We start from the raw sequence: 26,476 nt of genomic DNA, 5'->3' as shown, positions 1-26,476 counted from the left end.
GGAAAAGGGATGTTCCCTTCCATTGGTTTTTTCTTTAGCTAAAGAGGCGTTTCCAAAATGATTTCTTTTCAGGTGCTGTACTTTCTTCTTTCTTTTCAAACAAATTTGGATACTGGAGACTCATATCTGTTGGAGAAATTCCAGAGGGATGATCAGTATGGATGATGAGACCAAAGGGGGAGTGGCGACAGTCATCTGAAACAATGCTTGCCACAAGACCAAGATCCTTTGTTTTTTTCAAATATTGAAGTTGGCTGCTTTCATCCAAGGCAGGCGAAATCTTGACCAATACAGGTTCAAAGCGTTCTGAAATGTTCGTAAGAATTGAAGAATAGTGCTCTAAATAGAGATTGTTCCTTGCCTCCTCCAAGGTACATGAAGCAATCACACGCTCCTCATATGTCTCCAAAAATCGACGCTGTTCATCAGGATTGAACCGAGTAGGACCAGCAGCTTTTTCTAAAATCGTTTTATTAATATCTGTCATAAGTTTAGTATAGCATAAAGCATAGCAGAAGAGTAGAAGAATGCAAAAAAATTAAATAAGGAGGGGAAATGGAAGAAAATAAGATAGTGGAACCGTTTTCTTGTTAAAAACTTCTCAATTTTCGTAGATTTCCTTGTTTTTTCTTGAAAAAATAGCCTATTTACGATATGATAGAGGAGTAAAAAATATAACTCAATAAGGAGAGTAAGAAATGTCAATTATTACTGATGTTTACGCTCGCGAAGTCCTAGACTCACGCGGTAACCCAACACTTGAAGTAGAAGTGTATACTGAATCAGGTGCTTTCGGACGTGGTATGGTTCCATCAGGAGCTTCTACTGGTGAACACGAAGCAGTAGAACTTCGCGACGGTGACAAATCTCGTTACGGTGGTCTTGGAACTCAAAAAGCTGTTGACAATGTAAACAACATCATTGCTGAAGCAATCATCGGCTACGATGTACGTGACCAACAAGCTATTGACCGTGCAATGATCGCTCTTGACGGTACTCCTAACAAAGGTAAATTGGGAGCAAACGCAATCCTTGGTGTGTCTATCGCTGTAGCTCGTGCTGCTGCTGACTACCTTGAAATCCCACTTTACAGCTACCTTGGTGGATTCAACACTAAAGTTCTTCCAACTCCAATGATGAACATCATCAATGGTGGATCTCACTCAGATGCTCCAATCGCTTTCCAAGAATTCATGATCGTACCTGCTGGTGCACCTACATTCAAAGAAGCTCTTCGTTGGGGTGCTGAAATCTTCCACGCACTTAAGAAAATCCTTAAAGGTCGTGGTCTTGAAACAGCCGTAGGTGACGAAGGTGGATTCGCTCCTCGTTTCGATGGAACTGAAGATGGTGTAGAAACTATCATCGCTGCTATCGAAGCTGCTGGTTATGTTCCAGGTAAAGACGTATTTATCGGATTTGACTGTGCATCATCAGAATTCTACGATAAAGAACGCAAAGTTTACGATTACACTAAATTCGAAGGTGAAGGAGCTGCTGTCCGCACTGCTGCTGAACAAATCGACTACCTTGAAGGATTGGTAAACAAATACCCAATCATCACTATCGAAGATGGTATGGACGAAAACGACTGGGACGGTTGGAAAGCTCTTACTGAACGTCTTGGTGGTAAAGTTCAATTGGTTGGTGACGACTTCTTCGTAACAAACACTGATTACCTTTCACGTGGTATCGAAGAAAAATGTGCTAACTCTATCCTTATCAAAGTTAACCAAATTGGTACTCTTACTGAAACATTCGATGCTATCGAAATGGCGAAAGAAGCTGGTTACACTGCCGTTGTATCACACCGTTCAGGTGAAACTGAAGATTCAACAATCGCTGACATCGCAGTTGCAACAAACGCAGGACAAATCAAGACTGGTTCACTTTCACGTACAGACCGTATCGCTAAATACAACCAATTGCTTCGCATCGAAGATCAACTTGGTGAAGTAGCTGAATACCGTGGATTGAAATCATTCTACAACCTTAAGAAATAATCTAGTTTACTAGACTAAAAAGATCCTTGAGTCTTCTCAAGGATCTTTTTTGCGATTGGTATAAACAAAAACTCCTCAACTAAAGCGTTGAGGAGTAGTTCTATTAGAACAAGCCTTTGATTTTGTCCAAGGCACCGCTGACCATTTCATTTCCAGATACAAGCCCTTTGGCTTGTTCAAGGTAGTCACCGAGGTTGTCTTTGTTGTCATCAACAAATTTCTTTGCAGCGTCGAAATCTTTCTTTTCGATCATTTCTTTCACTTGGTTAAATAAGTCCAATGGATTCATGTTAGGGTCTCCTAAAATATAAGTTGTGAAGTCAGGCTCACGCCTTTTTCTCATCTATTTAATCATTTTTTTAGAGGTTTGACAACTAAAACGACTTAATGAAAAACCGTACAAACGGCCTCTGGAACATAGAAGTCGTCGGATAGAAGGGTCAATTTTCCGCTAGCAGAATCTCGTTTGAAGACGGTGGCATTAGGTGAATCTTGATGGGCTGCGATCAAATAGTTTTGATCAGGACTAAGTGTGAAATCACGTGGATTGAGCCCTTGAGTTGGAACAATTTCAATCAGTTCTAGGCTACCATCAGCCACAACTTTGAAGACAGCAATGGAATTGTGAGCACGGTTAGATGCATAGAGGAATTTTCCATCAGCTGAGAGCTTGATCGCAGAAGCCCATTTTTGACCATCGTAGTCTGATGGAAGTGTGGAAACAGTTTGGAAGTGTTCGAATTCACCCATACCGTCATAAAAGAGTACATCGATCGTAGCATTTAATTCATTGATGAGGTAAGCAGTCTTATAGTGGGGATGAAAGACCAGGTGACGAGGTCCTGCTCCTGGAGCTGTTTGATACTGATTGATCAGGGTTAGGTTTCCTTCCTCACTGACATCATAGACATGCAAACTGTCTGTTCCTAGGTCACACGTGATCAAGTACTGATCTGGTGTAAGGTCTGCATAGTGGGTATGTGGACTTGCTTGATTGGCATGAGGACCACTTCCTTGGTGGGTGTCTTGATCGACAAAGGATAAACGCCCATCTGCCTCTAGCTGATATACGAGAACTTGGCCTTTGTGATAGTTGGCTCCATAGACCAGTTGACGCTTGTCATCGACAGAGACATAGCAGAGTGGTGCTCCCTCTTCAACGACGTGATTGAGCGGCTGAAAATCAGCTGTAAAGCTTGCGATTCCTCCTTTTCCCTCTTCAGCTCCGACACTGTAGAGGTTGCCTTTTTCAGAAAAAGCGATATAGGTTGGATTGGGCTCAGCTGCCACTAGTTCAAGTTGGCTCAATGTCCCTGTTTCAGGATCAAATTGTGCCTTGTAAATTCCTTTGGATTCTTTTTTGGTATAGGTACCGAAATAAATGGTTTGAGACATAGGTCACCTCGTATGATTTGTTAGGTTTATTATATCAAAGGTCCTATTGGAAGGCAATTGCTAGTTGAAAAGGCGAGGGCCTTTCTTTCTTATTTTGCTAGTTTTTTCGTAACTTCAAGCTCAAAAAATGCTAAAATAGAAACAGATTGAAATGAAAAGGAGTTCTCTGTGGATAATAAAGAAAAACAGTTTAGTTTGTCCTGGTTTTTTAGATGGTTTTTAGACAACAAGGCCATTACCGTATTTTTAGTTACCTTGCTGTTGGGCTTGAACCTTTTGGTTTTGAGTAAAATCACCTTTATTTTTATTCCTATTTTTGAGTTTGCAGGAGCCGTCATGCTGCCTGTTATTATCTCTGGTTTGCTCTATTACCTGCTCAACCCTATTGTTGACTTTCTTGAAAGAAAAGGACTCAAGCGGATTTTTGCGATTTCCTTAGTCTTTTTCTTGATTGCAGTGCTTTTAATTTGGGGTCTAGCTGTAGTGATTCCATCCGTCCAACGACAAGTGGTGAGTTTCTTTCATAACTTGCCAACTTATTTGGAAAAGGCCAATGCAACCATCGATGATTTTCTAGATAATCGCGTCTCCTCTGATATCAAACCCCAGTTAGATGAGATCACTAAGGAACTGTCTGCAAACATTACTTCTTGGGCCAGTTCGATCTCTGGGCGGGCTGTCAATTGGGTCAGCAACTTGATCGGAGTGGCTTCGCAAGTTATTGTTGCCTTGATCATTATGCCTTTTATTGTCTTTTATCTTCTTCGAGATGGAAAAAATTTAAAGGGCCACATTGTTCGCTTCTTACCAACTAAGATTCGTAAATCGGCTGAACAAGTTCTCTCAGATGTCAATACCCAACTCTCCAACTACGTTCGAGGGCAAATTACGGTAGCCATTGTCGTCGCCATTATGTTCATCATCTTCTTTAAGATCATTGGCTTGCGCTATGCGGTGACACTGGGGATCTCTGCGGGAATCTTGAATTTGATCCCATACTTGGGTAGTTTCTTAGCCATGTTACCTGCCTTAGTATTGGGCTTGGTAGCAGGACCAGAGATGTTTATCAAGGTCTTGATTGTATTTGCAGTGGAGCAAACCATTGAAGGACGTTTTGTATCACCTTTGGTTTTGGGAAGCCAGTTAAATATCCATCCGATTACCATTTTGTTTGTGCTCTTGACGTCAGGATCTATGTTTGGAATCTGGGGAGTTTTCCTTGGTATTCCGGTCTATGCGTCTGCTAAGGTCGTTATTGGAGCTATCTTTGAATGGTATAAGGTCGTCAGTGGCTTGTATGAAGAACACAATGAAGTAGAAGAGGAAACACAGAGTGAGTCATAGTCAACAAATGGTAGAGGCTCTTGATCAGCAAGAGCTAGAAGAAGCAGAAGTTCAATTTCAACAGGCCTTGTTAGAAGATAGTGAAGCGCAACTATTGGATTTGGGTCAATATCTTGAAAGTATCGGTTTTTACCCTCAGGCAAAAGAGGTTTATGAACAGATTGCAGAAACCTATCCAGAAGTATATCTGAGTTTGGCAACCATACTTGCAGAGGAAGGGCAAACGGAAGAGGCCTTTGCATATTTAGAAGAAATTGGCCCTGAGTCTAACTGGTATGTAGCCAGTCTCTTGGTCAAGGCGGATCTCTATCAGCTGGAAGGTCTCGCAGATGTGGCGCGTGAAAAATTAGTTGAAGCAGCAAATCTGTCTGATGATCCAATCATTCAATTAGGGTTAGCTGAAATCGATCTGGAATTGGAACGCTACCAAGAGGCTATCCAAGAGTATGCCCAGTTGGACAATCGGGAGATTTTGGAAGCGACAGGGATTTCTACCTATCAACGGATTGGTTTTGCCTATGCCAATCTTGGAAAGTTTGAAGCAGCTGTGCCCTTCTTAGAGAAAGCTCTGGAGATTGAGTTTGATGACCAGATTGCCTACGAATTGGCGACCTTATTGTCTGATCAAGAAGAATACCAAAAAGCCCTGATCTACTACAAACAAATTGATACCTTGTCGCCTGATTTTGAGGGCTATGAGTATGGTTATTCTTTAGCTTTACAGGCTGAAAATGACCGTGAAAAAGCGCTTGGGATTGCTAAACAAGGGATCCAGAAGAATCCCTTTGATGCCCAATTGAAGCTTCTTGCTTCTCAGCTTTCTTATGAACTTCACCAGCCTGAACAGGCAGAAGCTTATCTATTAGAGGCTAAAGAAGTGGCAGATGATCTCGAAGAGATTGCTCTTCGCCTGACCACCCTTTATTTGGAACAGGAACGCTTTGACCAAGTCTTGGCTTGGCAAAATGAAGAAGTCGAAACAGTTGTCACTCGGTGGAACATTGCCCGTGCCTTGGCTGCCTTGGAGAAAACAGAAGAGGCCGTCTCAGCCTACCAAGAGCTCTATGAGGATTTAAAGGACAACCCAGAGTTCCTCGAAGCCTATGTTTATTTGTTGCGTGAGGCTGGAGATGTGACGAAGGCGCGTGAAGTGGCTAATCAGTATTTGGCTATCGTACCAGACGATGTGCAGATGCAAACCCTCTATGATAGCCTCTAATCAAAACCATATCGTGAAGATTCGGAATAGTTTGTGGTATACTGGTAGAAGATAGAATGAGGAGAGAAAAACATGGAACCAGTGAAACTTTTTCAATACAATACCTTAGGTGCCCTAATGGCGGGTCTGTACGGGGGTTCATTTACGATTGGAGAACTCTTGGAACACGGAGATCTAGGAGTTGGGACGCTTGATTCTATTGATGGAGAGTTGATCGTATTAGATGGTAAGGCATATCAGGCCAAGGGATCAGGGGACCATCCTGAAATAGTCGAAGTTTCTCCGGATGCCAAGGTTCCCTATGCAGCAGTCGTCCCTCACCAAGCAGAAGTCATTTTCCGCCAACGCTTTGAAATGACGGACGAGGAATTGGAAGCCCGTATTGAATCTTATTACGATGGGGAAAATCTTTTCCGCTCCATTAAGATTCGTGGTGACTTTGCCAAGATGCATGTCCGTATGATTCCAAAATCAACACCAGAGATGAAGTTTGCAGAGGTTGCAACCCATCAGCCAGAGTATACACGGGAAAATGTCACTGGAACCATCGTCGGTTTTTGGACACCAGAAATTTTCCATGGCGTGAGCGTGGCTGGTTATCATTTGCACTTTATTTCAGATGACCACACCTTTGGTGGCCATGTCATGGATTTTGTCATCACAGAAGGGATTGTAGAGGTGGGAGCCATCGATCAGCTGGATCAACGTTTCCCAGTTCAAGACCGTCAGTACCTCTTTGCCAAATTCAATGTTGATGAGGTCAAAGAAGACATCAATAAAGCAGAATAAAAAGGTTGAGCATCGCTCAACCTTTTAGAATGTAAACAAACTGTTCTAAGTATGCTGAAAAATAAAATGAGGTATACTTTTAGGCTCATTCAACATATATTGAAACTTTCCGCCGTGAGAAAAGTGCTTGAAATATAATCATTTCAAGCACTCGGGAGTTTTGGAACCTTAGGTCCAAAACTAAGTCATGGAACTTCTTTGAAGTTCGCTGACGTCCGTTCTCACCTAAGGAAAGTTTCTTAAATAACATTATCTTCAATACGAAAGGTTGAGCGTAGCTCAACCATTTTATTTTGAAATCAGTCCGTTAGTTTCATGACTTTGATTTTTTCTTCTTCTGGGGTGACCCGCAGAGTCTTCTGGCCGGTGTAGGTGACAAAGCCGGGCTTTCCACCAGTTGGTTTATTGAGTTTCTTGGCTTCGATCATATCTACTTGGACCAAGTTTGAGAGACGAGCCTTGGAATAGTAGGCGGCCAACTCTGCGGCATCGGTCTTCACTTCATCCGTCGGATCGAGATTTCCTGTAATGACGACATGGCTGCCTGGGATATCTTTGGCATGGAACCAGAGTTCGTCTTTTTTAGCGATTTTAAAGGACAGTTCATCGTTTTGCAGATTATTGCGACCCACTAAAATGATGGTTTTGCCATCACTAGCCAGGTATTTCTCAGGTTTTTTCCGTTTATGAATTTTTTCACGGTTGCGCCGTTTGATAAAGCCGGTCTGGATTAACTCTTCACGAATCTCTGCCACCTCAGCCAGGCTCGCTTGAGAAAGGGCCGTTTCAACCGTTTCAAGATAAGAAATGGTTTCCTTGGTTTCTTGAATGAGGATGGTCAAATGTTTGACGGCTTCTTTTAATTTCTGGTAGCGTTTGAAGTAGCGTTGCGCATTTTGGTTGGGGGTCAGGGCCTTGTTGAGTTGGATGGTGATCGGTTCGTTGGTATAGTAATTGTCCAGGACAACCTGGTCTTGGTCGTTTGGTACCTGATGGAGGAAAGTTGTCAGCAATTCTCCTTTTTGGCGGAACTCTTCTGCATTGTCGGTCGCTGCTAACTCGGCTTCTTGTTTGGCTAATTTTTTCCGGTTCTTTTCAAGATCGTTTTCGACCTTCCGGATCAATTCGCTGGCCTGTTGTTGCACCCGATCGCGCTCAGCCTTGTCTCGGTAATAGTCATCTAGCAGATCTGAAAGTGTCTCAAACGTTTGACTGGTCGCATCCGAAAAGGGGATAGCCGAGAAGGATTTGGTCGTTAGGCGAGGCTCAGAAGGTGTCTTGAAAAAGGCACGGAAGGTCTTTAATTTTTCATCTGTCTCAAGTCGCTTGGCTAATTCTTGAGCCGTATCTCGCCCCAAACCTTGGAAACATTTTTGAAGGTTTTTGGGACTTAACTCTTCCTTGTGAAGAAGGGCGAAGAGGGCTTCATCTCCAATTGTAAAAGGATTGACAGCGTCAGTTTTCGGAGGGGCTACATAGGTTGATCCAGGAAGAATGGTCCGGTAGCTATTTTGTGAGAAGCCGACATGTTTGATGGCTTCGATGATTTTATTGCTGGTCCGGTCTAGGAGAATAATATTACTGTGCTTGCCCATGATTTCGATCATGAGGCTGACGGAAATGGCATCTCCAATTTCGTTTTTATTGGAGACACGGATTTCGAGAATCCGGTCGTTCTCTAATTGCTCAATCCCTTCGATGACAGCGCCTTGAAGATATTTACGCATGACCATAATAAAGGTATTAGGAAAGGCAGGATTTTCAAAGTTGGTCTGGGTCCGTTGGATCCGTCCGAAAACAGAATGGGCAGAGAGTAAGAGTTTTTGGTTTTTTCGATTGCCTCGAATTTGGAGTACCAATTCTTGCTCGAAAGGTTGATTAATTTTTTGAATGCGACCACTTAAGAGTTCGGCCTTCAATTCGTGGACCATATGGTGTAAAAAAAATCCATCAAAAGACATGGGATTCCTCATCATTCTAGCGTTTATTCTAGTAAATTATATCAAAAATAGAGCGGAAATCCCAGAAAGAAGCAAGGGGATGTAATATAGAAAATGCGAACGTTTCCAAAAAAATACTGAAAAAGTATTGACTTTTTTGAAAGAAAACTTTAAAATGTAAGAAATTAGAAAAGTAGTAAATGAAAGTTTCAAGAGAGCCCACGGTTGCTGAGAGTGGGTAGCGGCAGTTTATGAAATTGGACTAATGATGAGATGAATTTGAAACAATAAAAATTCGGTTGGCACACCTTATCGTGCAACTTGTTGCTAGACAAGACAGAGATATGGGGGGAGACTATCCTTTTCCCATAAGTGAGGTGGCACCGCGATGACACGTCCTCACATAGCTTTTGCTATGTGTGGGCGTGTTTTTTGTTTTAGATGAGAAGGGAGAAAAGATATGAAGAAACGATGGCGTCGCATTCTTTAGAGGATGAAAATTAGAAGAAAATGAAAAAATAGAAGAGGTATTAAAGATGAAAAATAAACGGTTAATGGGAATTATTGGTTTGATTGCAGCTGCAGTCATTGGGACAGCGATCTATTCAGCTACAGCAGGCAAAGACAACAAGGCAGCAAGCAGCAATGAAAAGGCTAAAGTTGGGGTCTTGCAGTTGGTCAGCCACCCTTCGCTTGACTTGATCTACAAAGGAATTCAAGATGGTTTGGCTGAAGAAGGTTATGACAAAGACAAAGTGGACATTGATTTCCTCAATGCAGAAGGCGACCAAAACAAGGTTGCAACCATGAGTAAACAATTGGTAGACAAGGATAACCAAGTCTTGATTGGAATCGCAACCCCATCTGCTCAAGGTTTGGCCAGTGCAACTAAAGACAAACCAATTGTCATGGGAGCCATCACCGATCCAGTCGGTGCCAACTTGGTCAAAGATTTGAAAAAACCAGGTGGCAATATCACAGGGGTATCTGACCACAATCCAACGGAGCAACAATTGAAATTGATCAAAGAATTGACTCCGAACGTGAAAACAATCGGTGCCCTTTACTCAACCAGTGAAGACAATTCTAAATCTCAAGTAGAAGAATTTACAAAATTGGCTGAAAAAGCAGGTTTCAAGGTGATTCCTTACTCTGTACCTTCAACAAACGAAGTTGCTTCAACAGTTTCTGTCATGACTGGTAAAGTCGATGCCATCTGGGTTCCAATCGATAATACCATCGCATCAGCCTTCTCAACTGTTGTTGAAGCCAACAAAACAGCTAAAAAACCAATCTTCCCAAGTGCGACAGCCATGGTAGAAGCAGGTGGCCTTGCTTCAGTCGTTGTCGACCAACATGATCTTGGGGTAGCAACTGGTAAAATGGCTGCGAAGATCTTGAAAGGTCAAAAACCTGCAGACACACCTGTAGAAATCTTTAGCCAAGGAAAATCTGTCATCAATAAAAAAGTCGCAGATGAATTGGGCATTACTATTCCAGAATCTGTCTTGAAAGATGCTGGACAAGTCATTAAATAAAAACGTAACGAATAACAAGAATGGCAGAAGAATTTGGCTTTGGCAGGTCTTTAAATCGTGACCTTTAAAAATGTCTATCAGTGCCCACGACCAGCTATGTTACTCATGGTAGAGGAGAAAGAAGTGGAAGTCAAGATAACAGATCTTCATCCGACCCAACTATATTTATCAGAAAAGAAGTTACAAGCTATCCAGATGCTTGATCAGTCGGAAGAAATCATCAAAGTGGATCCAATTAGTATTTTGGTATTTGGAGATGGCTTCTTGATTACAGACGGCCATCACAGGGCTTATCAGGCTTTATTGGCAGGTCAGGATACGATTTCTGCTGAGTTTGATAGAGATGGTGGCGATGCCTTGTATGCTCTCTATGCGCAAGCTTGCGAGGAAAGAAAGATATCCTCTGTTTTGGATTTAAAACATCGTATCTTACCTCAAGATGAGTATGAAGCAAAATGGTATAACTGGTGTGATGGTTTTAACCAAGCAGTAACTCTTCTATTGAAAAGGAAAGCAGATGAAGCAGACCAGGCAAATAGATAATGCATTGTGTCCTGTTCCTTCTTCTATTGAAATTAGTCTCATCTAACTTGTTTTTTAACTAAAAATCTGATAAACTAGATAGTAATTGAATAGAAATCTGCAAGACTAGTACCTCAAGGGAAGTGCGACAGGGAGAAGAGCCGTGACTGAAAGCTCTTTGCATGAAAGCTGGGTGAATTCACTTGCGCAAGGATTTAGAAATTAAGGTCTGGTTTACAGATAAAAAACGGATGGTACCGCGTGTCAACGCTCCGATTAGGAGAAGGCACGCGGTTTTTTTCTATGTCTGTAGATGGACCATGATGGAGGAAATATGTCAACGATTGAAGAACAACTAAAAGCGCTTCGAGAAGAAACGCTGGCAGCCTTGAAGCAGATCTCTGCTGAAAATGAAAAAGAGATGCAAGAACTACGGGTCTCTGTTCTTGGGAAAAAAGGATCTCTGACGGAAATTCTTAAAGGGATGAAAGATGTCTCTGCTGAAATGCGTCCGGTTATCGGGAAACACGTCAATGAAGCACGTGATGTCTTGACGGCTGCCTTTGAAGAATCAGCCAAACTCTTGGAAGAAAAGAAAGTCCAAGCTAAACTAGCTAGCGAAAGCATCGATGTGACCCTTCCAGGTCGTCCAGTTGCTAGTGGTTACCGTCATATTTTGACCCAAACCAGTGAAGAAATCGAAGATATCTTTATCGGGATGGGGTATCAAGTCGTAGACGGTTTTGAAGTAGAGCAAGACTATTATAACTTTGAACGGATGAATCTGCCTAAAGATCACCCAGCGCGGGATATGCAGGATACCTTCTATATCACAGAAGAAATCTTGCTTCGGACCCATACCTCACCTGTACAGGCGCGGGCTATGGACGCGCATGACTTTAGCAAGGGGCCTTTGAAGATGATCTCGCCAGGGCGGGTTTTCCGTCGGGATACAGATGATGCGACCCACAGCCACCAGTTCCATCAAATCGAAGGCTTGGTCGTTGGGAAAAGCATTTCAATGGCCGACCTTCAAGGAACGCTTCAATTGATCGTGCAAAAGATGTTTGGTGCAGAACGTCAAATCCGTTTGCGTCCTTCTTACTTCCCATTCACTGAGCCATCGGTTGAAGTGGACGTTTCTTGCTTCAAGTGTGGTGGAGCGGGATGTAACGTATGTAAGAAAACGGGTTGGATTGAAATCATGGGAGCTGGTATGGTTCACCCACGCGTCCTTGAGATGAGTGGCATTGATCCAACAATCTATTCAGGATTTGCCTTTGGACTTGGTCAAGAGCGTGTGGCCATGCTTCGTTACGGAATCAATGATATTCGTGGTTTCTATCAAGGGGATATCCGTTTTTCAGAACAGTTTAAATAATTATGTTAGTTAGAGTAAAAATCGATCAATTAGAGACCTTACGTGACCTAGAGGTGGAAACCTATCGGGACACCTTTGGTCCCTATATTGTTGAGGAAGACTTGGAAGATTACTTCTCTACTGTGCTCTCTTTGGAGCAAATTGAGAAGGATCTGCTAGATCCAGAATCCGAAACCTATTTTGTCCTCAATGAAGAACAAGAAATCTGTGGTTTTCTCAAGATTAACTGGGGTCAAGCGCAGACCGAGCCAGTAGAGATGGACAAGTCCTTTGAGATCCAACGGATCTATGTCAAAAAGGAATTTCATGGGGCTGGTTTAGGTAAGGAAATGTTTAGCTTTGCGCTGGATCAAGCCAAGAGCCGGGGCTTTGAATGGGCCTGGCTAGGTGTCTGGGAACGTAATTTTAAAGCGCAAGATTTTTACTACCGCTTTGGTTTTGAACGATTTAGTGAACACCAGTATATCACCGGAGATACCGTGGATACAGACTGGTTGTTGAGAAAGAAATTGATCTAGAAGGAACAAGAAACTTCTATTCTAGAGAATGGGAGGTTATGAGACCTACCTATGCTAGCCTCGAGCTGGAAAACACAAAATGAAAGGATCAAAACGAGGGTGGATAGAGATCTAGGAAAGTCATCTAGATTTCAGCCTTGCCCTTGGTATCTTACATATGTTAGTTAGTTATAAATGGTTAAAAGAATTGGTGGACATTGATGTGCCATCAGAAGAGTTGGCTGAAAAAATGTCAACTACCGGGATCGAAGTAGAAGGTGTAGAATCACCTGCTGCTGGTCTCTCAAAAATTGTCGTCGGTGAAGTCTTGTCTTGTGAAGATGTGCCAGAGACACATCTTCATGTCTGCCAAGTCAATGTGGGTGAAGAAGAAGCCCGTCAAATCGTCTGTGGAGCACCAAATGTGCGTGCAGGCATCAAGGTTATGGTGGCTCTTCCGGGTGCTCGCATTGCGGATAACTACAAGATCAAAAAAGGAAAAATCCGTGGTTTAGAATCACTAGGGATGATCTGTTCACTTGGTGAATTGGGCATTTCTGACTCCGTTGTACCTAAGGAATTCGCAGATGGCATCCAAATCTTGCCAGATGATGCAGTACCAGGTGAGGAAGTATTCTCTTACCTAGACTTGGATGATGAAATCATTGAACTTTCCATCACTCCAAACCGTGCAGACGCCCTTTCTATGCGTGGCGTGGCGCACGAAGTAGCAGCCATCTATGATAAGGCAGTCACCTTCAAAGAATTTACTTTAACAGAAACTACCGAAGCTGCAGCAGATGCTCTTTCTGTCAGCATTGACACAGACAAGGCCCCATACTATGCAGCCCGTATTTTAGACAATGTGACTATCGCACCAAGTCCACAATGGTTGCAAAACCTCCTCATGAACGAAGGCATCCGTCCGATTAATAATGTCGTCGACGTGACCAACTATATCCTGCTTTACTTTGGTCAACCCATGCATGCCTTCGACTTGGATACCTTTGAAGGAAACGACATTCGTGTACGTGAAGCACGTGCTGGTGAGAAATTGGTGACCTTGGATGGTGAAGAGCGTGAGTTGGAAACAAGTGACCTCGTGATTACGGTTGCTGACAAACCAGTAGCTCTTGCAGGTGTCATGGGCGGACAAGCTACAGAAATCTCTGAAAACTCTAGTCGTGTTGTTCTTGAAGCGGCTGTCTTCAATGGCAAATCGATCCGTAAGACCAGTGGTCGCCTCAACCTTCGTTCTGAATCATCTTCTCGCTTTGAAAAAGGGATCAACGTGGCAACTGTTAATGAAGCCCTTGATGCAGCAGCAAGCATGATTGCTGAATTGGCTGGTGCGACAGTGCGGAAGGGCATCGTTTCAGCAGGCCAGTTGGATACTTCTGATGTAGAAGTTTCTTCCACCCTTGCAGACGTTAACCGTGTCCTTGGTACAGAGCTTTCCTACGCGGACGTAGAGGATGTTTTCCGTCGTCTTGGCTTTGGACTTTCTGGAAATGCAGAAAGCTTTACGGTCAGCGTTCCTCGTCGTCGTTGGGATATTACCATCGAAGCGGACCTTTTTGAAGAAATCGCTCGGATTTATGGTTATGACCGTTTGCCAGCAACCCTTCCAAAAGACGATGGAACAGCCGGTGAGTTGACAGCGACTCAAAAATTGCGTCGTCAAGTTCGTACCATTGCTGAAGGAGCAGGTCTGACTGAAATCATTACCTACGCTCTGACAACTCCTGAAAAAGCTGTTGAGTTCACTGTTAAACCAAGCAATTTAACAGAACTCATGTGGCCAATGACTGTGGATCGTTCAGTCCTCCGTCAAAATATGGTTTCAGGTATTTTGGATACAGTTGCCTACAACGTGGCTCGTAAGAATAAAGACTTAGCCCTCTACGAGATCGGAAAAGTCTTTGAGCAAACAGGTAATCCAAAAGAAGAGCTGCCAAATGAAATCAACAGCTTTGCTTTTGCATTGACTGGTTTAGTCGCTGAAAAAGACTTCCAAACAGCAGCGGTTCCAGTTGATTTCTTCTATGCTAAGGGAATTTTAGAAGCCCTCTTTGCTCGCTTGGGTCTTGATGTGACTTATACAGCAACACAAGAAATCAAGAGTCTCCACCCAGGTCGGACAGCCTTGATCTCACTGGGTGACCAAGTGATTGGGGTCTTGGGACAAGTCCATCCTGTAACAGCTAAAGCTTATGATATCCCAGAAACCTATGTGGCAGAATTGAACTTATCTGCTATTGAAGCAGCTCTTCAACCAGCCGCAGCCTTTGTGGAAATCACTAAATTCCCAGCTGTGAGCCGTGATATCGCCCTTCTCCTCAAAGCAGAAGTGACTCACCAAGAGGTGGTCGATGCCATCCAAGCAGCTGGCGTGAAACGTTTGACAGATATCAAACTCTTTGACGTCTTCTCAGGCGAAAAACTAGGACTTGGTATGAAGTCAATGGCTTATAGCTTGACCTTCCAAAATCCAGAAGATAGCTTGACAGATGAAGAAGTTGCACGCTACATGGAAAAAATCCAAGCTTCTCTCGAAGAAAAAGTAGACGCAGAAGTACGTTAAAATGTGTATAGAAAAAACCGTTGATGACTCATCAACGGTTTTTAAAATTCATTTTACAAGATGGTTTCCATGACCGTTTCTTGAGGTTTCATGCCCTGTCTTTGATAGAAGCGAAGGGCTCCTTCATTGTCATTCCAGACATTAAGAGTCAGGTTGTAGCAGCCGATTTCCTTGGCATAGCTGACAGCGAATTGATAAAGTTGATCACCGATCTTTTGTCCACGCGCTGCTTGATCGACACACAAGTCTTCGATGAAGAGGGTTTTTATCGGATGAAGCACAGGATTGTCAGAGACTTCTTTAATGGTGATGAAGAGATGTCCTAGGATCTGGTCATCCGCATTTTCGTAGACGAAAATCGGTGTCTGCTCTTGCGTCATTAACTTTTTCAATTCTTCTTCACTATATTTTCCGCCACTTTCTTTGAAAATATCGGGACGGGCTTGGTGGTGAACGGAAAGAATTTGTTCTAAGAGACCAAGCAAAGCAGGAATATCTTTTGGTTGAGCTGAACGAATCGTCATGTAGATCCTCCTTAGTAGTATTTTCTTCATTATAAAAATTTCTTACAGAGCTTGTCAATGGAAAAAGGAACGCTAAAAGGTGCGCAAATGCGGGCCTTTTATTTCTTACCTCAAATGATCTTGTCAACCATATTTTTATTTTTGACAAATATTTTTATTTTTTTGACAAATATGCTTGTCAAAAAGAAAAAGAAGTGTTACAATGTTTTTAGTTGAAAGAAGGGGAGGTTTCTTATGGGAGCCATATGGATTCTATTTATCCCTTTTCTGGTTATCGTTTATGCAAGCTCAGAAAAGAAGATAAAAGGATTGAACAGACGCATCAGACGATTAGAAAAACAAGTGAAAGGAAATCAAGACATGTCTAGACTTTTAGAAGAATTGAAAGGCCAAACGGCCACTGTTACAGTAGATGGTGTTGGATTTGAGTATGAAATTATAGATATCGATGAAGATTGGGTCAAACTGACCCGTGTGATTCATAAACAACAGAGGGAAACCAAGTTAGTCCGTATCGAAGATATTCAAGGTATTCAACTATAAGGGGGCTGATGCCATGATTTTAAAAAATCGATTGAAAGAGCTGAGGGCGCGTGATGGACTCAACCAATCCGAGCTAGCCAAGCTAGCAGGGGTCTCGCGCCAGTCCATCAGTCTCTTGGAACGTGGTGAGTATACACCTTCTGTCATTATCGCCATGACCATTGCCCAGATCTTCAATGAACCAGTGGAGAATGTCTTTAGTCTAGTAGAGGGAGAAGAATAATATGAAAAAGCAACAACAAGAACGATCCGCTCGTTACCGGTTTTGGAGAAATGTCGGAATCATTACAGTTTCCGGCTTGATTGGAGGAGTCATTGGTTTTTTGACAGGCATGTTCGGATCCGAAAAACCCCTTGAAATCCAATCCTTCTTTAGTAAAGAAGGACTCCTTTGGGGTTCAATACTTTTGTTTCTTATCGTGTTTATGGTCACGATAGCCTTACTAATAAGCGCGAGAAAAGTCCATCAAAAAATGCTCCAGATAGAAGACGAAGAGGAAGCCTATCACTATGACATCCAGAAGGAAAAACTGTTTGGGTTAGCGACCATTTTTAAAGGAGTCATGATCTTGCCATACTTTTTAGTCATCATCTTTTATAGTCAATGGGTGTATATGGATAGACCTTCCACAGGGCACTTGGCTTTTATCTTTGGAGACTTTACCATGCTCTATCTCTTTCTTGTCTTGATTGCCCTATTTTTCCTATCGGATATCTTCTTTCGCAAGACCTTCCATCTGATTTATGGAAAACCGATTCCCCGCAATGCCAATGCCAAGGAAGTGCGTGAATTTATGATGAGTATGATGGATGAAGCAGAAAAGCAGATTAGCTACGAGGAAAACTATGAAATTATCATTAAGTTAAGCAATTATATCTTGCCGATTTCCTTAATTGCGATATTCTTAGTTGGCATTGCTTTCCATACAGATATCTTGTTAGCATTAGTAGTGGTATCACTGATTTATGTCTATATCTTGGTCTCTCAGTACAAGATTACCAAACGTTATTATAAAGAGTAGAGGAGTCATCCATGTTAGAAATTAGAAATTTAGAAAAAAGCTTTGGGAATAAGCAGGTTCTCTTCGGAGTAGATCTGACAGCTCAACAAGGGCATATCCTTGGCTTAGTTGGGAAAAATGGGGCCGGGAAAACAACTATTTTCCACAGTATCTTGCGCTTTTTGGACTACAGCGGCGAGATTCGCCTAGGTGGCAAAGCGATCACCCAAGAAACCTACAAGGAAATTGGCTATTTGCCAGAAGAACGTAGTCTTATGCCAAAACTCACGATTTTTGAGCAGGTCCGCTATTTGGCTGCCTTAAAAGGAATGAGCACTGCTGAGGTCAAGGAAAAATTACCGACCTGGATGGAAAAACTCCAAGTAAAAGGAAAATTGACCGATAAAATCAAGAGTCTCTCAAAAGGGAACCAACAGAAGGTGCAACTGATCATCACCTTGATCCATGAGCCTAAATTGATCATATTAGATGAACCCTTTAGTGGCTTGGATCCGGTCAATACAGAAGTGCTCAAGCAGGTCATCTTTGAAGAAAAAGAGCGTGGGGCAACCATTATCTTTTCTGACCACGTCATGACCAATGTTGAAGAGTTGTGTGATGATATTCTAATGATCCGTGATGGTTCGGTGGTCCTTTCAGGGCCTGTCCAAGAGGTCCGGAATAGCTATGGTAAGACTCGCCTCTTTGTCTCTAACGACTTTAGCAAAGAAGAGCTAGAAGCTCTGCCACACGTGACCAAGGTCAGCATGACCAAGCAAGGGACTTGGAAGCTGATCTTGGATGATGCGTCAGCTGGACCAGAATTATTTGACCGCTTGACCAAGGGCCACTACCTTGCGACCTTTGACCACCAAGCCCCAACTATTGATGAGATCTTTAAACTTGAATCAGGAGTAGAAGTATGAAACAGATGTTTGTCGTAATGAAAGAAACCTATATCAGACAAGTGAAATCATGGAGTTTTCTCTTTATGGTCTTCGGTCCCTTCCTCTTTTTAGGGTTGGGCATCGGAATCGGTTATCTAACGGATTCTTCTACAGATGCGAAGAATCAGGTGGTCTTGGTGACCGAAGTGCCAGCTGTCAAAGAAAGCCTCAAAGGAACTGATGGCTTGACCTTAGACTACAAAGATGAAGCTGCAGCTAAAAAAGCCATCAAGGATGAAAAAGCCGCTGCTTACCTAACGGTCGATGAAAAAGATGGCCAGCTAGAAGCCACTTATGTGGGCGATCAAGCCATGAAAATGGAATTGAAAAGCCTTGTCGCTGCGAAATTAAGCCAGGTCCAACAAGGGATCAATCTAGCGCGTGCCAATCTAAACAAAGAGCAACTGACAGCCTTGTCTCAACAGGTTTCTCTAAAAGAAAAAATTGATGAGAAAAAAGAAGGCTTGAAAATGGTGCAAACCATGGTTGCAGGTGGTCTAGGAATGTTGCTTTATATGATTTTGATCTTCTACTCTAGTATCACAGCCCAAGAAGTGGCTAGTGAAAAGGGAACTAAGATCATGGAAGTGGTCTTCTCTAGTATCAAAGCAACCGACTATTTCTTCGCACGCATGCTCGGACTCTTCGGAGTGATCTTTACCCATATTTTTGTCTATGTGATTGGTTTAGTAGCTGTTTGGATCTTTAGAGCAGATATCCCAGTTGTCAAGGATATTCTCGCTCCAAACTCTCCGATTACCCAACACCTTGCAGAGTCGATCTCGCTCAATACCGTCTTCTTCATTATCCTTGGAATCTTTATGTATGTGGTGCTCTCTGCCTTCTTAGGCTCCACAGTTGCACGACCTGAAGATTCAGGAAAAGCGATTTCACCACTAATGATGTTAGTTATCTTTAGCTTCCTTGGGGTAACCACCTTGGGAAGTGCCGGTGATGTCTTCTTATTGAAGATTGGTTCTTACATTCCTTTCATATCAACCTTCTTTATGCCTTTCCGTACCATCAATGGTTATGCAACTGGTCTTGAATCTTGGGCTTCATTGGGAATTGCGGTCCTCTTTACCATCGTGGGAACAGTGCTTATCGCTCGTATCTATGCGAGCTTAATCCTCCAGACCGATGACTTCGGACCATGGAAGACCATCAAACGTGCTCTTAGCTATCGCTAATCAAACAAGCCCTCAGTTACAGCTGAGGGCTTTTAGCATGCATTGAAATTTATCAGTGGGCTATTTAAAACGATATTCCTTCATGCTGACATGTATTTTTTATTAAATTATGATATGATGGAGGGGAATAAAGAGAATAGAGAAAAGAACGAATGAGACTCTACATCAAAGGTGATTATACAAAAAGAGTACCATTTGGGTACAGAGAACTCACATGGAAGATATGGTTTAAAGAAAGAAATGGTCAAGAAATAAGTTTGTCACATGTCGGGGATGATGAGATGCTACAAGATGACTTCTATCTATCTTTGCGGTTAGATAAGTGGGGAGCATGTGGTTCTCGTTGGAAAGATGCCAAGGTTAAAGGTGGCAGTGTAATCAATTCCCAAATATATGAAAATATTGATTTGGATTATGAAGGAAGTTATGAAAGCGACGGTAGAGAAAAGGGAAAATATCTAAGAATCGCTTCGAATTATCTAGATGTATTAACAGTTGATAAACGAGCTATGTATATTATGGCACTCGAAATTGCGACTGCGATTGATGGGAAAATTAGTGAAGATGATAAGAAAACATGGCTAAGAATCGAGGAGTTCAAGGAAAAGCACCAAGATATCTTATCTCTAACTTTTGATGAAGCAAATGAGATGAGTTTGGAAGAAATTCAGACGATTGACGCTATTGATGATCCCATCTGGGAAGAATTGGATAGGAAGCGTGAAGAGTACATCAAAATCCATGGTGAACGTGTTTATGACGATGAGGACGACGAGTGAGATTATATATTAAAGGCGATTACACCAAAGAAATTCCGTTTGATTATTTAGAACTAGCGAAGAGGATGTGGTTTGAGGAAAAAGATGGAATAGAGCCAGATTTGTCGTATGCAGGGTATCTAGATTTACCAATCGAGAAACTTTCTATCCACTTAAAATTAAATAAGTGGATGCATGATAATAGATGGAGTAATGTTCAGATTAAGGAAGGGATAAAATATGATTTTTTATCCCATAAATATGAAGATATAGAGCTAGACTACGAAGATGCTATGATGTCGGACTTTCGTGAGAAAGGTGAATGTTTAAGAATCGCTACTAAGCACCTTGAACTCCTAACCGTTGATAAACGTGCTTTCTATATTATGGCGATAGAAATTGCGACTGCCATTGATGGTCAGATTAGCGAAGATGATAAAGAGAGCTGGTTAAGTGTGGAGCAATTTAAAAACCGGCATGAAAATATTCTTTCGATGAGTTATGAACAGGCTAATAAGCTGAGTCTGGAGGAAATTCCATTTATGGATGATGTGAGAGACCCGGTTTGGGCAGAAGATGACCGCAGAAATGAAGAATACATCCGAATCCATGGAGAAGTGGAGTTGGATGACGACGAATGAGGCATTCTACTTCAATCTGTAAGCCTTCAGTTGTTTCTGAGGGCTTTTTGATTTCACATTGACTTTTGCAAGCCTTTTCACTACAATAGAACTACAGAAAAGGAGGCGGACATGAAGTATATTGAGTTTACTGAAAATGAGCGTCTGTCCACGATTGTCCTTGGGATGATGCGGATCAGTGAGATGAGTGAAGATGAGGTGGAGGCCTTGGTGGAGGCGGCCTTATCGATTGGGATTAACACCTTTGACCTGGCGGATATCTATGGCGATGGCCAGTGTGAGGTCCTGCTTGGTAAGGTTCTCAAGCGTCGTCCGGATCTTCGGGACCAGATGTGGATTCAGTCCAAGTTTGGGATTCGCAAAGACGGCTTTACCTATTTTGATTTTTCTAAGGACTATATTTTAGACTCCGTCGATGGCATCCTCGAGCGTCTGCAGATCGAGCGCTTAGATAGTCTCCTCCTTCACCGACCGGATGCCCTCATGGAGCCGGAAGAAGTGGCGGCAGCTTTTGATCACTTGGAGCAAGCGGGCAAGGTCCGTCATTTTGGGGTGTCCAATCAAAATCCTATGATGATGGAATTGCTTAAAACAGCTGTCAAACAACCAATCAAGGTCAACCAGTTGCAGTTGAGTGCCGCCTTTACGCCTAGCTTTGAGGCTGGTTTTCATGTCAACATGGAAGGGCCAAAAGCAGCCGTGCGAGATGGCAGTGTCTTTGAATATTGTCGCTTAACCGATACGGTGATTCAAGCCTGGTCTGTCCTCCAGCATGGCTATTTTAAGGGGAACTTTGTCGGCAAGGAAGAGTTTGCGGCCCTCAATCATGTCCTCAATGACTTGGCGAAGAAATACCAGGTCACTCCGACAGCCATCGCCCTTGCTTGGGTCCTCCGCTATCCGGGTAAGATGCAGGCTGTCATCGGAACGACCAAACCCCAGCATGTCCTTGAAGCAGGGAAAGCAGCAACAGTCACTCTAACCCGCAAGGAATGGTACCAAATCTACTTGGCTGCAGGAAATGATTTGCCTTAGAATCTTGTTAGTAGACCAGACTTCACTTGTATCAGTGGGCTGGTCTTTTGTTTTATACTTTACGAATTTTTCTTGACAAGTCTTTCTTTTTTATGGTATTCTTTATGCAACAAGTGTTGCGCAACAAATGTTGCGCGAAAGGAGTCTTATGCCACCCAAGGTTAAATTTAGTAAAGAGGCTATCATTGGGACAGCTTTACAATTGGTGAGAGAAGAGGGCCTGGCTAGTTTGACGGCTCGAGCATTAGCGGATCAACTGGGAGCCACACCAAGGGTCATTTTTGGGCAATTTGCCAATATGTCTGAGTTACAAGCAGAGGTTGTTGTAGCTGCGGAAATGGTAGTGGTGGAGTATATTCGCAAGGCCTTAGAAGATGAAAAGCCTTTCCGATCTGTCGGGGTTGCTTATATCCTCTTCGCCTCAAAAGAACCCCAACTCTTTCAATTGCTTTTCCAAAATCCTAGCAAAGAGCCGATTCGTCGCTTTCAAGATTTTCTTCCCATGAAGGATCATAGTTACCAATTGATTCTGGATTCGATTGTCGCAGACTATCCTTTGACTGTAGAGGAGGCTAGTCGCTTGTACCAGCATCTATTTATCTACTCGCACGGGATGGCTTCAATGGTTGCTTCTGGCATTTATCAGTTCGGCATGGAAGAAGTGATTGGATTACTGACAGAGGTTTGTCAATCTCTCATCAAAGAAATGGTAGGAAAGAAATGATTCAACTAAAAAATGTGCACAAAAGCTACGGCCAAACCAAGGTTTTAAAGGGGATTGACTTGCAGATTCAAGACCAGGATGATGTGGTTATCCTCGGTCCTTCTGGATCAGGGAAATCAACTCTCTTAAATGTGCTGTCAGGATTAGAAAAGGTAGACGAGGGGCATATCCTCATTCAAGGACAAGATTTATCGCAACTCACGGATGCTCAATTGACGGCCTTTAGACGGGAGAAGATTGCCTTTATTTTCCAGCAGTATTATCTATTGCCTAATCTAACGGTCAGACAAAATGTAAAAATGGGTGCTGACCTGGCAAACAATCATGATTTTTTGCAGATCATCGAGGATTTGGGGCTTGGCGATAAGCTGGACAAGTATCCGAGTGAATTGTCGGGTGGGGAACAGCAGAGAGTCTCCATTGCTCGGGCCTTGGCCAAAAAGCCAGAGATTCTCTTCTTGGATGAGCCGACGGGTGCCCTCGATGAAGAAACAGGGCGCAAGATTCTCGACTATATCTGGGAACTGAAGGAAAAGCTGGGCTTTACCCTCATCATGGTGACGCACAACCAAAATATTGCGGATATGGCCAGAACCATCATTCGTGTCAATAGTGGCAAGATTACCCAAGTTGTGACCAATGATCAACCTCAGACTGCTTATGAGATTGGATGGTAAGCCATGTTTTCAGTAAAAGATATTCGAAAATTAGTTGTCGTCAGTATCATTGGGGCCTGTGCGGTCTTTGTGGCCAATCTCTTCTTGAATTTTTACCTGGATATCGAGCAGTTGGAGATTTCTAAAACCAATCCCATGATTCAGACCTACTATGATGCCCAGGTATCGCTTTCCTGGATGGTGGCCATGGTCAGTGGGGTCGTCTTGTCCTTGACGTCGATCCTTCTCATGTGTTTTTATATCAAACAATTTGTCGATGACCACAAGGAACAATTAGGGATATTAAAGGCTTTGGGATACAGCAATGGCCAGTTGGCTAAACGATTTTGGGCCTTTGGACTTAGTTTTGGAGCTGGAGCGCTTCTTGGCTATTTTGCTTCATTTCTCATGATGGGACATTTTTACGACTTTCGTAATGAGAAGGGGATCCTGCCAGAAATCACCATTCACTTTCACTGGCAGCTCTTGCTTGCTTTGGTGATCCTTCCAACGGCATTTTTTATGCTTCTCGCGATTGGTTATGCTAGAAGACAACTACAAACGCCAGCGCTTCGCTTATTGAAAAAATCTCCAACACCAATCAAGGTCCAAAGGAGAAAGAGGGCTCCTAAGAAAGAGAAAGACTTCTTAAAAGAGCTAGCTTCGTCACTGATTTGGGGAAGAAAATCTATCTTGTTTTTTGTAGTCTTTGGCTCCATGTGTTTTGCGGCCATGGTTCAATTGTCCTTTGGCCTCAGGGATTACACAGATGACATCATCCAAACCATGATGATCATGATTGGCTTGATCCTTTCTTTCTCGATACTCTTTTTGTCATTGGGGATTGTCGTCTCAGAAAGTCGCGAAACCTTGGCCCTCATGAAGGCTTTTGGCTACACTGATCGTGAATGCCAAAGTCATATTCTCGCTCCCTATCGTTTTTGGGCTTATCTAGGATTTGTTCTTGGGACGGTTTACCAATATGGCATCATGGAAATTTTGATCGGTGTGATCAAAGATACGGTTCCTGAAAAGATTGAGCATCACTTTGATGGGAATGTGTGCTTTTGGACCTTGCTTGGTTTTACTGTGGTTTACGAAAGCCTCTTTTATCTATCCAACAGAAAACTCCAAAAACAAACGATTAAAGAAGTGCTCTTAGCAGAATAAATAGAAAAGAGAGTGGGACAGAAATTGGTAATTCGTTAGAATTCGATTTCGTCGTCCCACCTCCGCACAGTTGAGTAGGGCTGTAAAAGCTGATGAAATCAGCGTAGTAGAGCCCACTCAACCACTGCGTCTTGCTCGACAATCTAAAGACAATTGAGAGGCCAGGACTTTTGTCCCAGCCTTTTTCTTGTAGAATCATTGACAGGGAGAGGCTTTTCCGCTATTCTAGGGGAATGAAAGAAAGGAAAGTGAATGTGATGAGACGGACTTACTGGCAGGACCTAAAGGGGGCCTTTTACTTGATATGGCGCAATAAATGGTCCTTTATCGCGATTGGGATTTTGCTACAATTTGTGGTTGGTATTGGGGCTGCGGCCTTGACTTGGCTCTTTCATCTGGCAGTCTTGCTTGCGGGTCAGGCTAATATCGATAAGAACAACCTTGTCTCTGTTATGAGCCATCCCTTGAGCTTGCTGGCTCTTTTGGTCTTTATCATGGTCTTTGCTTTCTTGTTTATGCTGGAGATGCGGACCCTGATTTCGGTCATTTACCTATCGCGAACAGACCGACACTTGTCCTTTAAAAAGGTCTTGCGGCAATCATTTGGTCGCTTGAAGGACCTAGCGGGAAGGAATCTGCTTTATTTTCTGCTCTATCTCCTTTTGACCTTGCCTGTTGCAGGTGTCTTGATAGGATCGACATTGACGGATGGGCTTTATATTCCAAACTTTATCACAGGGGAGTTTGAAAAGACCACGATGGGCTCCATCGGGCTCTTTGTGGTGCAGCTGACCTTTATCTATCTTAATCTTCGCCTCATCTATACGGTTCCCAACCTCGTGGTAGAGGAGTTACCATTTGGTCGTGCCTTGAAAAAAAGCTGGACTATGACCAAAAGAGGAGGTTTTCGTCTCTTATGGAGAATTCTGTCCTTTGAGTTTCTCTTAACCTTTCTAGGGATTTTATTGATCGTGGGTTTGGTCTTTACCTTGACCGTGATCGATAAAGAAGGCCAGTATTTCTGGGTGGAGACCATCTTTTTGGTCTTGATTCGGACCTTCCTATTTATTTTTACAGTCTTGACAAAGGTGGGGTCGCTCGGCATTATCTTGGATTCTGCATGGGAGGTACCGAGCCGATCGGTCATGCGCTCCAAAAGCAGTCGAAAGATGAAGGGACTCTTTGCCCTGACAGTGGTCTTTCTCATGGTCCAATCGGGGATCTCAGCCTTTGAACTGGCAACCCTAAAGGTGAATGACCAGATCAAGCTCATCGCCCATCGAGGGGATGTTTCTAAAGGGGTAGAAAATTCCCTGGAAGCTTTAGAAGCAGCTGCCAAGGGAAAGGCAGCTTATGCGGAGATGGACATCCTTCTCACTAAGGACCATCAATTTGTCGTCATGCATGACTACAATCTCAAGCGTCTTGCTGGGGTGGATAAGGATGTGAAAGACATGACCCTAGCTGAGGTGCAAGGCCTCAAGATTCAACAGAATGGCCACACGAGTCATATCCCTTCGTTTGAGGAATATGTCAAACGGGCCAAAGAATTGAAGATGAAGCTCTTGGTCGAGCTCAAGCCTCATGGTGGAGAACCTGCCAACTATGTGGATCTCTTCGTGCAGAAGATGCGGGAATTAGGAATTGAAAAGGACTATCCAGCCATGTCTTTGGATCTGTCAGTTATTGAAAAGGTCGAGAAGAAAGCCCCTGAGATCAAGACCGGCTATGTCATTCCGATTCAATTCGGTCGCTTTGAAAACGATTCGGTCGACTTCTTTGCCATTGAAGACTTTTCTTATCAAAAGAATTTGGTAACCCAGGCCCATGAGATGAAAAAAGAGCTCTATGTCTGGACCATCAATGACAAGCAAAAGTTGACCAAGTATTTGCAACAACCCATTGATGGCTTGATTACGGATGAATTGACAGAGGCGCAAAGACTGAAAAAGGATTTGAAACAAAACAAGTCCTACTTTGATCGCTTCTTGAATCTAGTCGCTACGTCTAAGGAAGAATAAGACAGGATACGCATAGAGAGAGTGGGACAGAAATCGGTAATTCGTTAGAATTCG

General features: G+C 42.9%; 26 protein-coding genes and 1 other annotated feature. Of the genes, 21 read left to right on the top strand and 5 right to left on the bottom strand.

Annotation, left to right across the window (positions count from 1 at the left end; translation table 11 throughout):
- Positions 1 to 34 precede the first annotated feature (34 nt).
- The gene (locus K1I56_RS02045; RefSeq protein ID WP_223325022.1) at positions 35 to 487 is read right to left on the bottom strand and encodes a DUF1694 domain-containing protein; all 453 of its coding nucleotides are present in this window, start codon (positions 485 to 487) and stop codon (positions 35 to 37) included.
- A gap of 211 nt (positions 488 to 698) precedes the next feature.
- On the opposite strand from K1I56_RS02045, the gene eno reads away from it, so the two are divergent.
- The gene (eno, locus tag K1I56_RS02040; RefSeq protein ID WP_223325020.1) at positions 699 to 2,003 is read left to right on the top strand and encodes a surface-displayed alpha-enolase; all 1,305 of its coding nucleotides are present in this window, start codon (positions 699 to 701) and stop codon (positions 2,001 to 2,003) included.
- 103 nt (positions 2,004 to 2,106) lie between these two features.
- On the opposite strand, the gene K1I56_RS02035 is transcribed toward eno, so the two are convergent.
- Both K1I56_RS02035 and K1I56_RS02030 read right to left on the bottom strand, forming a co-directional pair.
- A complete protein-coding gene (locus K1I56_RS02035; protein WP_003002861.1) occupies positions 2,107 to 2,292 on the bottom strand; it encodes a hypothetical protein in 186 nt (61 codons plus the stop codon).
- Positions 2,293 to 2,387: 95 nt separating this feature from the next.
- On the bottom strand, positions 2,388 to 3,398 hold the full coding sequence (locus tag K1I56_RS02030) for a lactonase family protein (RefSeq protein WP_155124746.1): 1,011 nt from the start codon (positions 3,396 to 3,398) through the stop codon (positions 2,388 to 2,390).
- A gap of 168 nt (positions 3,399 to 3,566) precedes the next feature.
- Here K1I56_RS02030 and K1I56_RS02025 point away from each other — a divergent pair, with 168 nt between their 5' ends.
- The 3 genes from K1I56_RS02025 (at position 3,567) to budA (ending at position 6,750) form a co-directional block, all read left to right on the top strand.
- Positions 3,567 to 4,742 carry an AI-2E family transporter gene (locus K1I56_RS02025; protein ID WP_223325019.1) on the top strand — a complete coding sequence of 392 codons (1,176 nt, stop codon included), beginning with the start codon at positions 3,567 to 3,569 and terminating at the stop codon, positions 4,740 to 4,742.
- The gene (locus K1I56_RS02020; protein WP_223325017.1) at positions 4,732 to 5,961 is read left to right on the top strand and encodes a tetratricopeptide repeat protein; all 1,230 of its coding nucleotides are present in this window, start codon (positions 4,732 to 4,734) and stop codon (positions 5,959 to 5,961) included. Before K1I56_RS02025 ends, K1I56_RS02020 begins: the two co-directional genes overlap by 11 nt.
- Positions 5,962 to 6,033: 72 nt before the next feature.
- Positions 6,034 to 6,750, top strand: coding sequence for an acetolactate decarboxylase (budA, locus tag K1I56_RS02015; protein ID WP_021153550.1), 717 nt, complete (start codon positions 6,034 to 6,036; stop codon positions 6,748 to 6,750).
- A gap of 299 nt (positions 6,751 to 7,049) precedes the next feature.
- Here the strand turns inward: budA and K1I56_RS02010 are convergent, their stop codons facing one another.
- Positions 7,050 to 8,711 carry an Rqc2 family fibronectin-binding protein gene (locus tag K1I56_RS02010; RefSeq protein ID WP_223325015.1) on the bottom strand — a complete coding sequence of 554 codons (1,662 nt, stop codon included), beginning with the start codon at positions 8,709 to 8,711 and terminating at the stop codon, positions 7,050 to 7,052.
- A gap of 150 nt (positions 8,712 to 8,861) precedes the next feature.
- Positions 8,862 to 9,094, top strand: a binding site (T-box leader).
- A gap of 132 nt (positions 9,095 to 9,226) precedes the next feature.
- Between K1I56_RS02010 and trpX the strand changes: the two genes are divergently transcribed.
- From trpX to pheT, 5 genes are all read left to right on the top strand, one after another.
- Entirely contained in the window at positions 9,227 to 10,228 is a 1,002-nt protein-coding gene (trpX, locus tag K1I56_RS02005; RefSeq protein ID WP_223325009.1) for a tryptophan ABC transporter substrate-binding protein, read from the top strand.
- A 123-nt stretch (positions 10,229 to 10,351) separates the two neighbouring features.
- Complete coding sequence (locus K1I56_RS02000) at positions 10,352 to 10,771, top strand: chromosome partitioning protein ParB (protein WP_223325007.1); 420 nt, start codon at positions 10,352 to 10,354, stop codon at positions 10,769 to 10,771.
- A 313-nt stretch (positions 10,772 to 11,084) separates the two neighbouring features.
- Positions 11,085 to 12,131 carry a phenylalanine--tRNA ligase subunit alpha gene (gene pheS / locus K1I56_RS01995; protein WP_223325005.1) on the top strand — a complete coding sequence of 349 codons (1,047 nt, stop codon included), beginning with the start codon at positions 11,085 to 11,087 and terminating at the stop codon, positions 12,129 to 12,131.
- Between the two features lie 2 nt (positions 12,132 to 12,133).
- Positions 12,134 to 12,649, top strand: coding sequence for a GNAT family N-acetyltransferase (locus K1I56_RS01990; protein ID WP_223324997.1), 516 nt, complete (start codon positions 12,134 to 12,136; stop codon positions 12,647 to 12,649).
- 157 nt (positions 12,650 to 12,806) lie between these two features.
- On the top strand, positions 12,807 to 15,212 hold the full coding sequence (pheT, locus tag K1I56_RS01985; protein WP_223324995.1) for a phenylalanine--tRNA ligase subunit beta: 2,406 nt from the start codon (positions 12,807 to 12,809) through the stop codon (positions 15,210 to 15,212).
- 53 nt (positions 15,213 to 15,265) lie between these two features.
- On the opposite strand, the gene K1I56_RS01980 is transcribed toward pheT, so the two are convergent.
- Complete coding sequence (locus K1I56_RS01980) at positions 15,266 to 15,736, bottom strand: GNAT family N-acetyltransferase (protein WP_049472354.1); 471 nt, start codon at positions 15,734 to 15,736, stop codon at positions 15,266 to 15,268.
- Positions 15,737 to 15,970: 234 nt separating this feature from the next.
- Between K1I56_RS01980 and K1I56_RS01975 the strand changes: the two genes are divergently transcribed.
- From K1I56_RS01975 to K1I56_RS01920, 12 genes are all read left to right on the top strand, one after another.
- Positions 15,971 to 16,279, top strand: coding sequence for a PH domain-containing protein (locus tag K1I56_RS01975; RefSeq protein ID WP_024056335.1), 309 nt, complete (start codon positions 15,971 to 15,973; stop codon positions 16,277 to 16,279).
- A gap of 13 nt (positions 16,280 to 16,292) precedes the next feature.
- Positions 16,293 to 16,502, top strand: coding sequence for a helix-turn-helix transcriptional regulator (locus tag K1I56_RS01970; protein ID WP_024056334.1), 210 nt, complete (start codon positions 16,293 to 16,295; stop codon positions 16,500 to 16,502).
- A 1-nt stretch (position 16,503) separates the two neighbouring features.
- Entirely contained in the window at positions 16,504 to 17,301 is a 798-nt protein-coding gene (locus K1I56_RS01965; protein ID WP_045759650.1) for a DUF3169 family protein, read from the top strand.
- Positions 17,302 to 17,312: 11 nt separating this feature from the next.
- A complete protein-coding gene (locus K1I56_RS01960; protein WP_021153540.1) occupies positions 17,313 to 18,206 on the top strand; it encodes an ABC transporter ATP-binding protein in 894 nt (297 codons plus the stop codon).
- Positions 18,203 to 19,417: an ABC transporter permease gene (locus K1I56_RS01955; RefSeq protein ID WP_223324993.1), complete on the top strand. Its 1,215-nt coding sequence runs from the start codon at positions 18,203 to 18,205 to the stop codon at positions 19,415 to 19,417. Before K1I56_RS01960 ends, K1I56_RS01955 begins: the two co-directional genes overlap by 4 nt.
- A gap of 152 nt (positions 19,418 to 19,569) precedes the next feature.
- Positions 19,570 to 20,196, top strand: a complete 627-nt coding sequence (locus K1I56_RS01950) for a hypothetical protein (protein ID WP_223324991.1) — start codon at positions 19,570 to 19,572, stop codon at positions 20,194 to 20,196.
- Positions 20,193 to 20,816, top strand: a complete 624-nt coding sequence (locus tag K1I56_RS01945; protein WP_223324989.1) for a hypothetical protein — start codon at positions 20,193 to 20,195, stop codon at positions 20,814 to 20,816. The genes K1I56_RS01950 and K1I56_RS01945 overlap by 4 nt, the downstream gene beginning before the upstream one ends.
- 111 nt (positions 20,817 to 20,927) lie before the next feature.
- The gene (locus K1I56_RS01940; protein ID WP_223324980.1) at positions 20,928 to 21,851 is read left to right on the top strand and encodes an aldo/keto reductase; all 924 of its coding nucleotides are present in this window, start codon (positions 20,928 to 20,930) and stop codon (positions 21,849 to 21,851) included.
- Between the two features lie 148 nt (positions 21,852 to 21,999).
- Complete coding sequence (locus tag K1I56_RS01935; RefSeq protein ID WP_223324978.1) at positions 22,000 to 22,575, top strand: TetR/AcrR family transcriptional regulator; 576 nt, start codon at positions 22,000 to 22,002, stop codon at positions 22,573 to 22,575.
- Positions 22,572 to 23,252 carry an ABC transporter ATP-binding protein gene (locus K1I56_RS01930; RefSeq protein WP_155124756.1) on the top strand — a complete coding sequence of 227 codons (681 nt, stop codon included), beginning with the start codon at positions 22,572 to 22,574 and terminating at the stop codon, positions 23,250 to 23,252. Before K1I56_RS01935 ends, K1I56_RS01930 begins: the two co-directional genes overlap by 4 nt.
- 3 nt (positions 23,253 to 23,255) lie before the next feature.
- Positions 23,256 to 24,401 carry an FtsX-like permease family protein gene (locus K1I56_RS01925; protein ID WP_223324976.1) on the top strand — a complete coding sequence of 382 codons (1,146 nt, stop codon included), beginning with the start codon at positions 23,256 to 23,258 and terminating at the stop codon, positions 24,399 to 24,401.
- Between the two features lie 233 nt (positions 24,402 to 24,634).
- Positions 24,635 to 26,422: a glycerophosphoryl diester phosphodiesterase membrane domain-containing protein gene (locus K1I56_RS01920; protein WP_223324966.1), complete on the top strand. Its 1,788-nt coding sequence runs from the start codon at positions 24,635 to 24,637 to the stop codon at positions 26,420 to 26,422.
- Positions 26,423 to 26,476: the final 54 nt, after the last annotated feature.

Origin of the sequence: Streptococcus parasanguinis, from assembly GCF_019929185.1 — a bacterium.
Classification (GTDB): Bacteria; Bacillota; Bacilli; order Lactobacillales; family Streptococcaceae; genus Streptococcus; species Streptococcus parasanguinis_O.
The sequence above is the reverse complement of the archived record's forward strand: the minus strand, read 5'-3'. Positions and strand labels throughout refer to the sequence as shown.

Excerpts from the sequence above, each read along its gene's own strand:
- K1I56_RS02045 (WP_223325022.1), bottom strand. The coding sequence starts at position 487 with ATGACAGATATTAATAAAACGATTTTAGAAAAAGCTGCTGGTCCTACT.
- eno (WP_223325020.1), top strand. The coding sequence starts at position 699 with ATGTCAATTATTACTGATGTTTACGCTCGCGAAGTCCTAGACTCACGC.
- K1I56_RS02035 (WP_003002861.1), bottom strand. The coding sequence starts at position 2,292 with ATGAATCCATTGGACTTATTTAACCAAGTGAAAGAAATGATCGAAAAG.
- K1I56_RS02030 (WP_155124746.1), bottom strand. The coding sequence starts at position 3,398 with ATGTCTCAAACCATTTATTTCGGTACCTATACCAAAAAAGAATCCAAA.
- budA (WP_021153550.1), top strand. The coding sequence starts at position 6,034 with ATGGAACCAGTGAAACTTTTTCAATACAATACCTTAGGTGCCCTAATG.
- K1I56_RS02010 (WP_223325015.1), bottom strand. The coding sequence starts at position 8,711 with ATGTCTTTTGATGGATTTTTTTTACACCATATGGTCCACGAATTGAAG.
- trpX (WP_223325009.1), top strand. The coding sequence starts at position 9,227 with ATGAAAAATAAACGGTTAATGGGAATTATTGGTTTGATTGCAGCTGCA.
- pheS (WP_223325005.1), top strand. The coding sequence starts at position 11,085 with ATGTCAACGATTGAAGAACAACTAAAAGCGCTTCGAGAAGAAACGCTG.
- K1I56_RS01990 (WP_223324997.1), top strand. The coding sequence starts at position 12,134 with ATGTTAGTTAGAGTAAAAATCGATCAATTAGAGACCTTACGTGACCTA.
- pheT (WP_223324995.1), top strand. The coding sequence starts at position 12,807 with ATGTTAGTTAGTTATAAATGGTTAAAAGAATTGGTGGACATTGATGTG.
- K1I56_RS01980 (WP_049472354.1), bottom strand. The coding sequence starts at position 15,736 with ATGACGATTCGTTCAGCTCAACCAAAAGATATTCCTGCTTTGCTTGGT.
- K1I56_RS01975 (WP_024056335.1), top strand. The coding sequence starts at position 15,971 with ATGGGAGCCATATGGATTCTATTTATCCCTTTTCTGGTTATCGTTTAT.
- K1I56_RS01970 (WP_024056334.1), top strand. The coding sequence starts at position 16,293 with ATGATTTTAAAAAATCGATTGAAAGAGCTGAGGGCGCGTGATGGACTC.
- K1I56_RS01965 (WP_045759650.1), top strand. The coding sequence starts at position 16,504 with ATGAAAAAGCAACAACAAGAACGATCCGCTCGTTACCGGTTTTGGAGA.
- K1I56_RS01960 (WP_021153540.1), top strand. The coding sequence starts at position 17,313 with ATGTTAGAAATTAGAAATTTAGAAAAAAGCTTTGGGAATAAGCAGGTT.
- K1I56_RS01955 (WP_223324993.1), top strand. The coding sequence starts at position 18,203 with ATGAAACAGATGTTTGTCGTAATGAAAGAAACCTATATCAGACAAGTG.
- K1I56_RS01950 (WP_223324991.1), top strand. The coding sequence starts at position 19,570 with ATGAGACTCTACATCAAAGGTGATTATACAAAAAGAGTACCATTTGGG.
- K1I56_RS01940 (WP_223324980.1), top strand. The coding sequence starts at position 20,928 with ATGAAGTATATTGAGTTTACTGAAAATGAGCGTCTGTCCACGATTGTC.
- K1I56_RS01935 (WP_223324978.1), top strand. The coding sequence starts at position 22,000 with ATGCCACCCAAGGTTAAATTTAGTAAAGAGGCTATCATTGGGACAGCT.
- K1I56_RS01930 (WP_155124756.1), top strand. The coding sequence starts at position 22,572 with ATGATTCAACTAAAAAATGTGCACAAAAGCTACGGCCAAACCAAGGTT.
- K1I56_RS01925 (WP_223324976.1), top strand. The coding sequence starts at position 23,256 with ATGTTTTCAGTAAAAGATATTCGAAAATTAGTTGTCGTCAGTATCATT.
- K1I56_RS01920 (WP_223324966.1), top strand. The coding sequence starts at position 24,635 with ATGAAAGAAAGGAAAGTGAATGTGATGAGACGGACTTACTGGCAGGAC.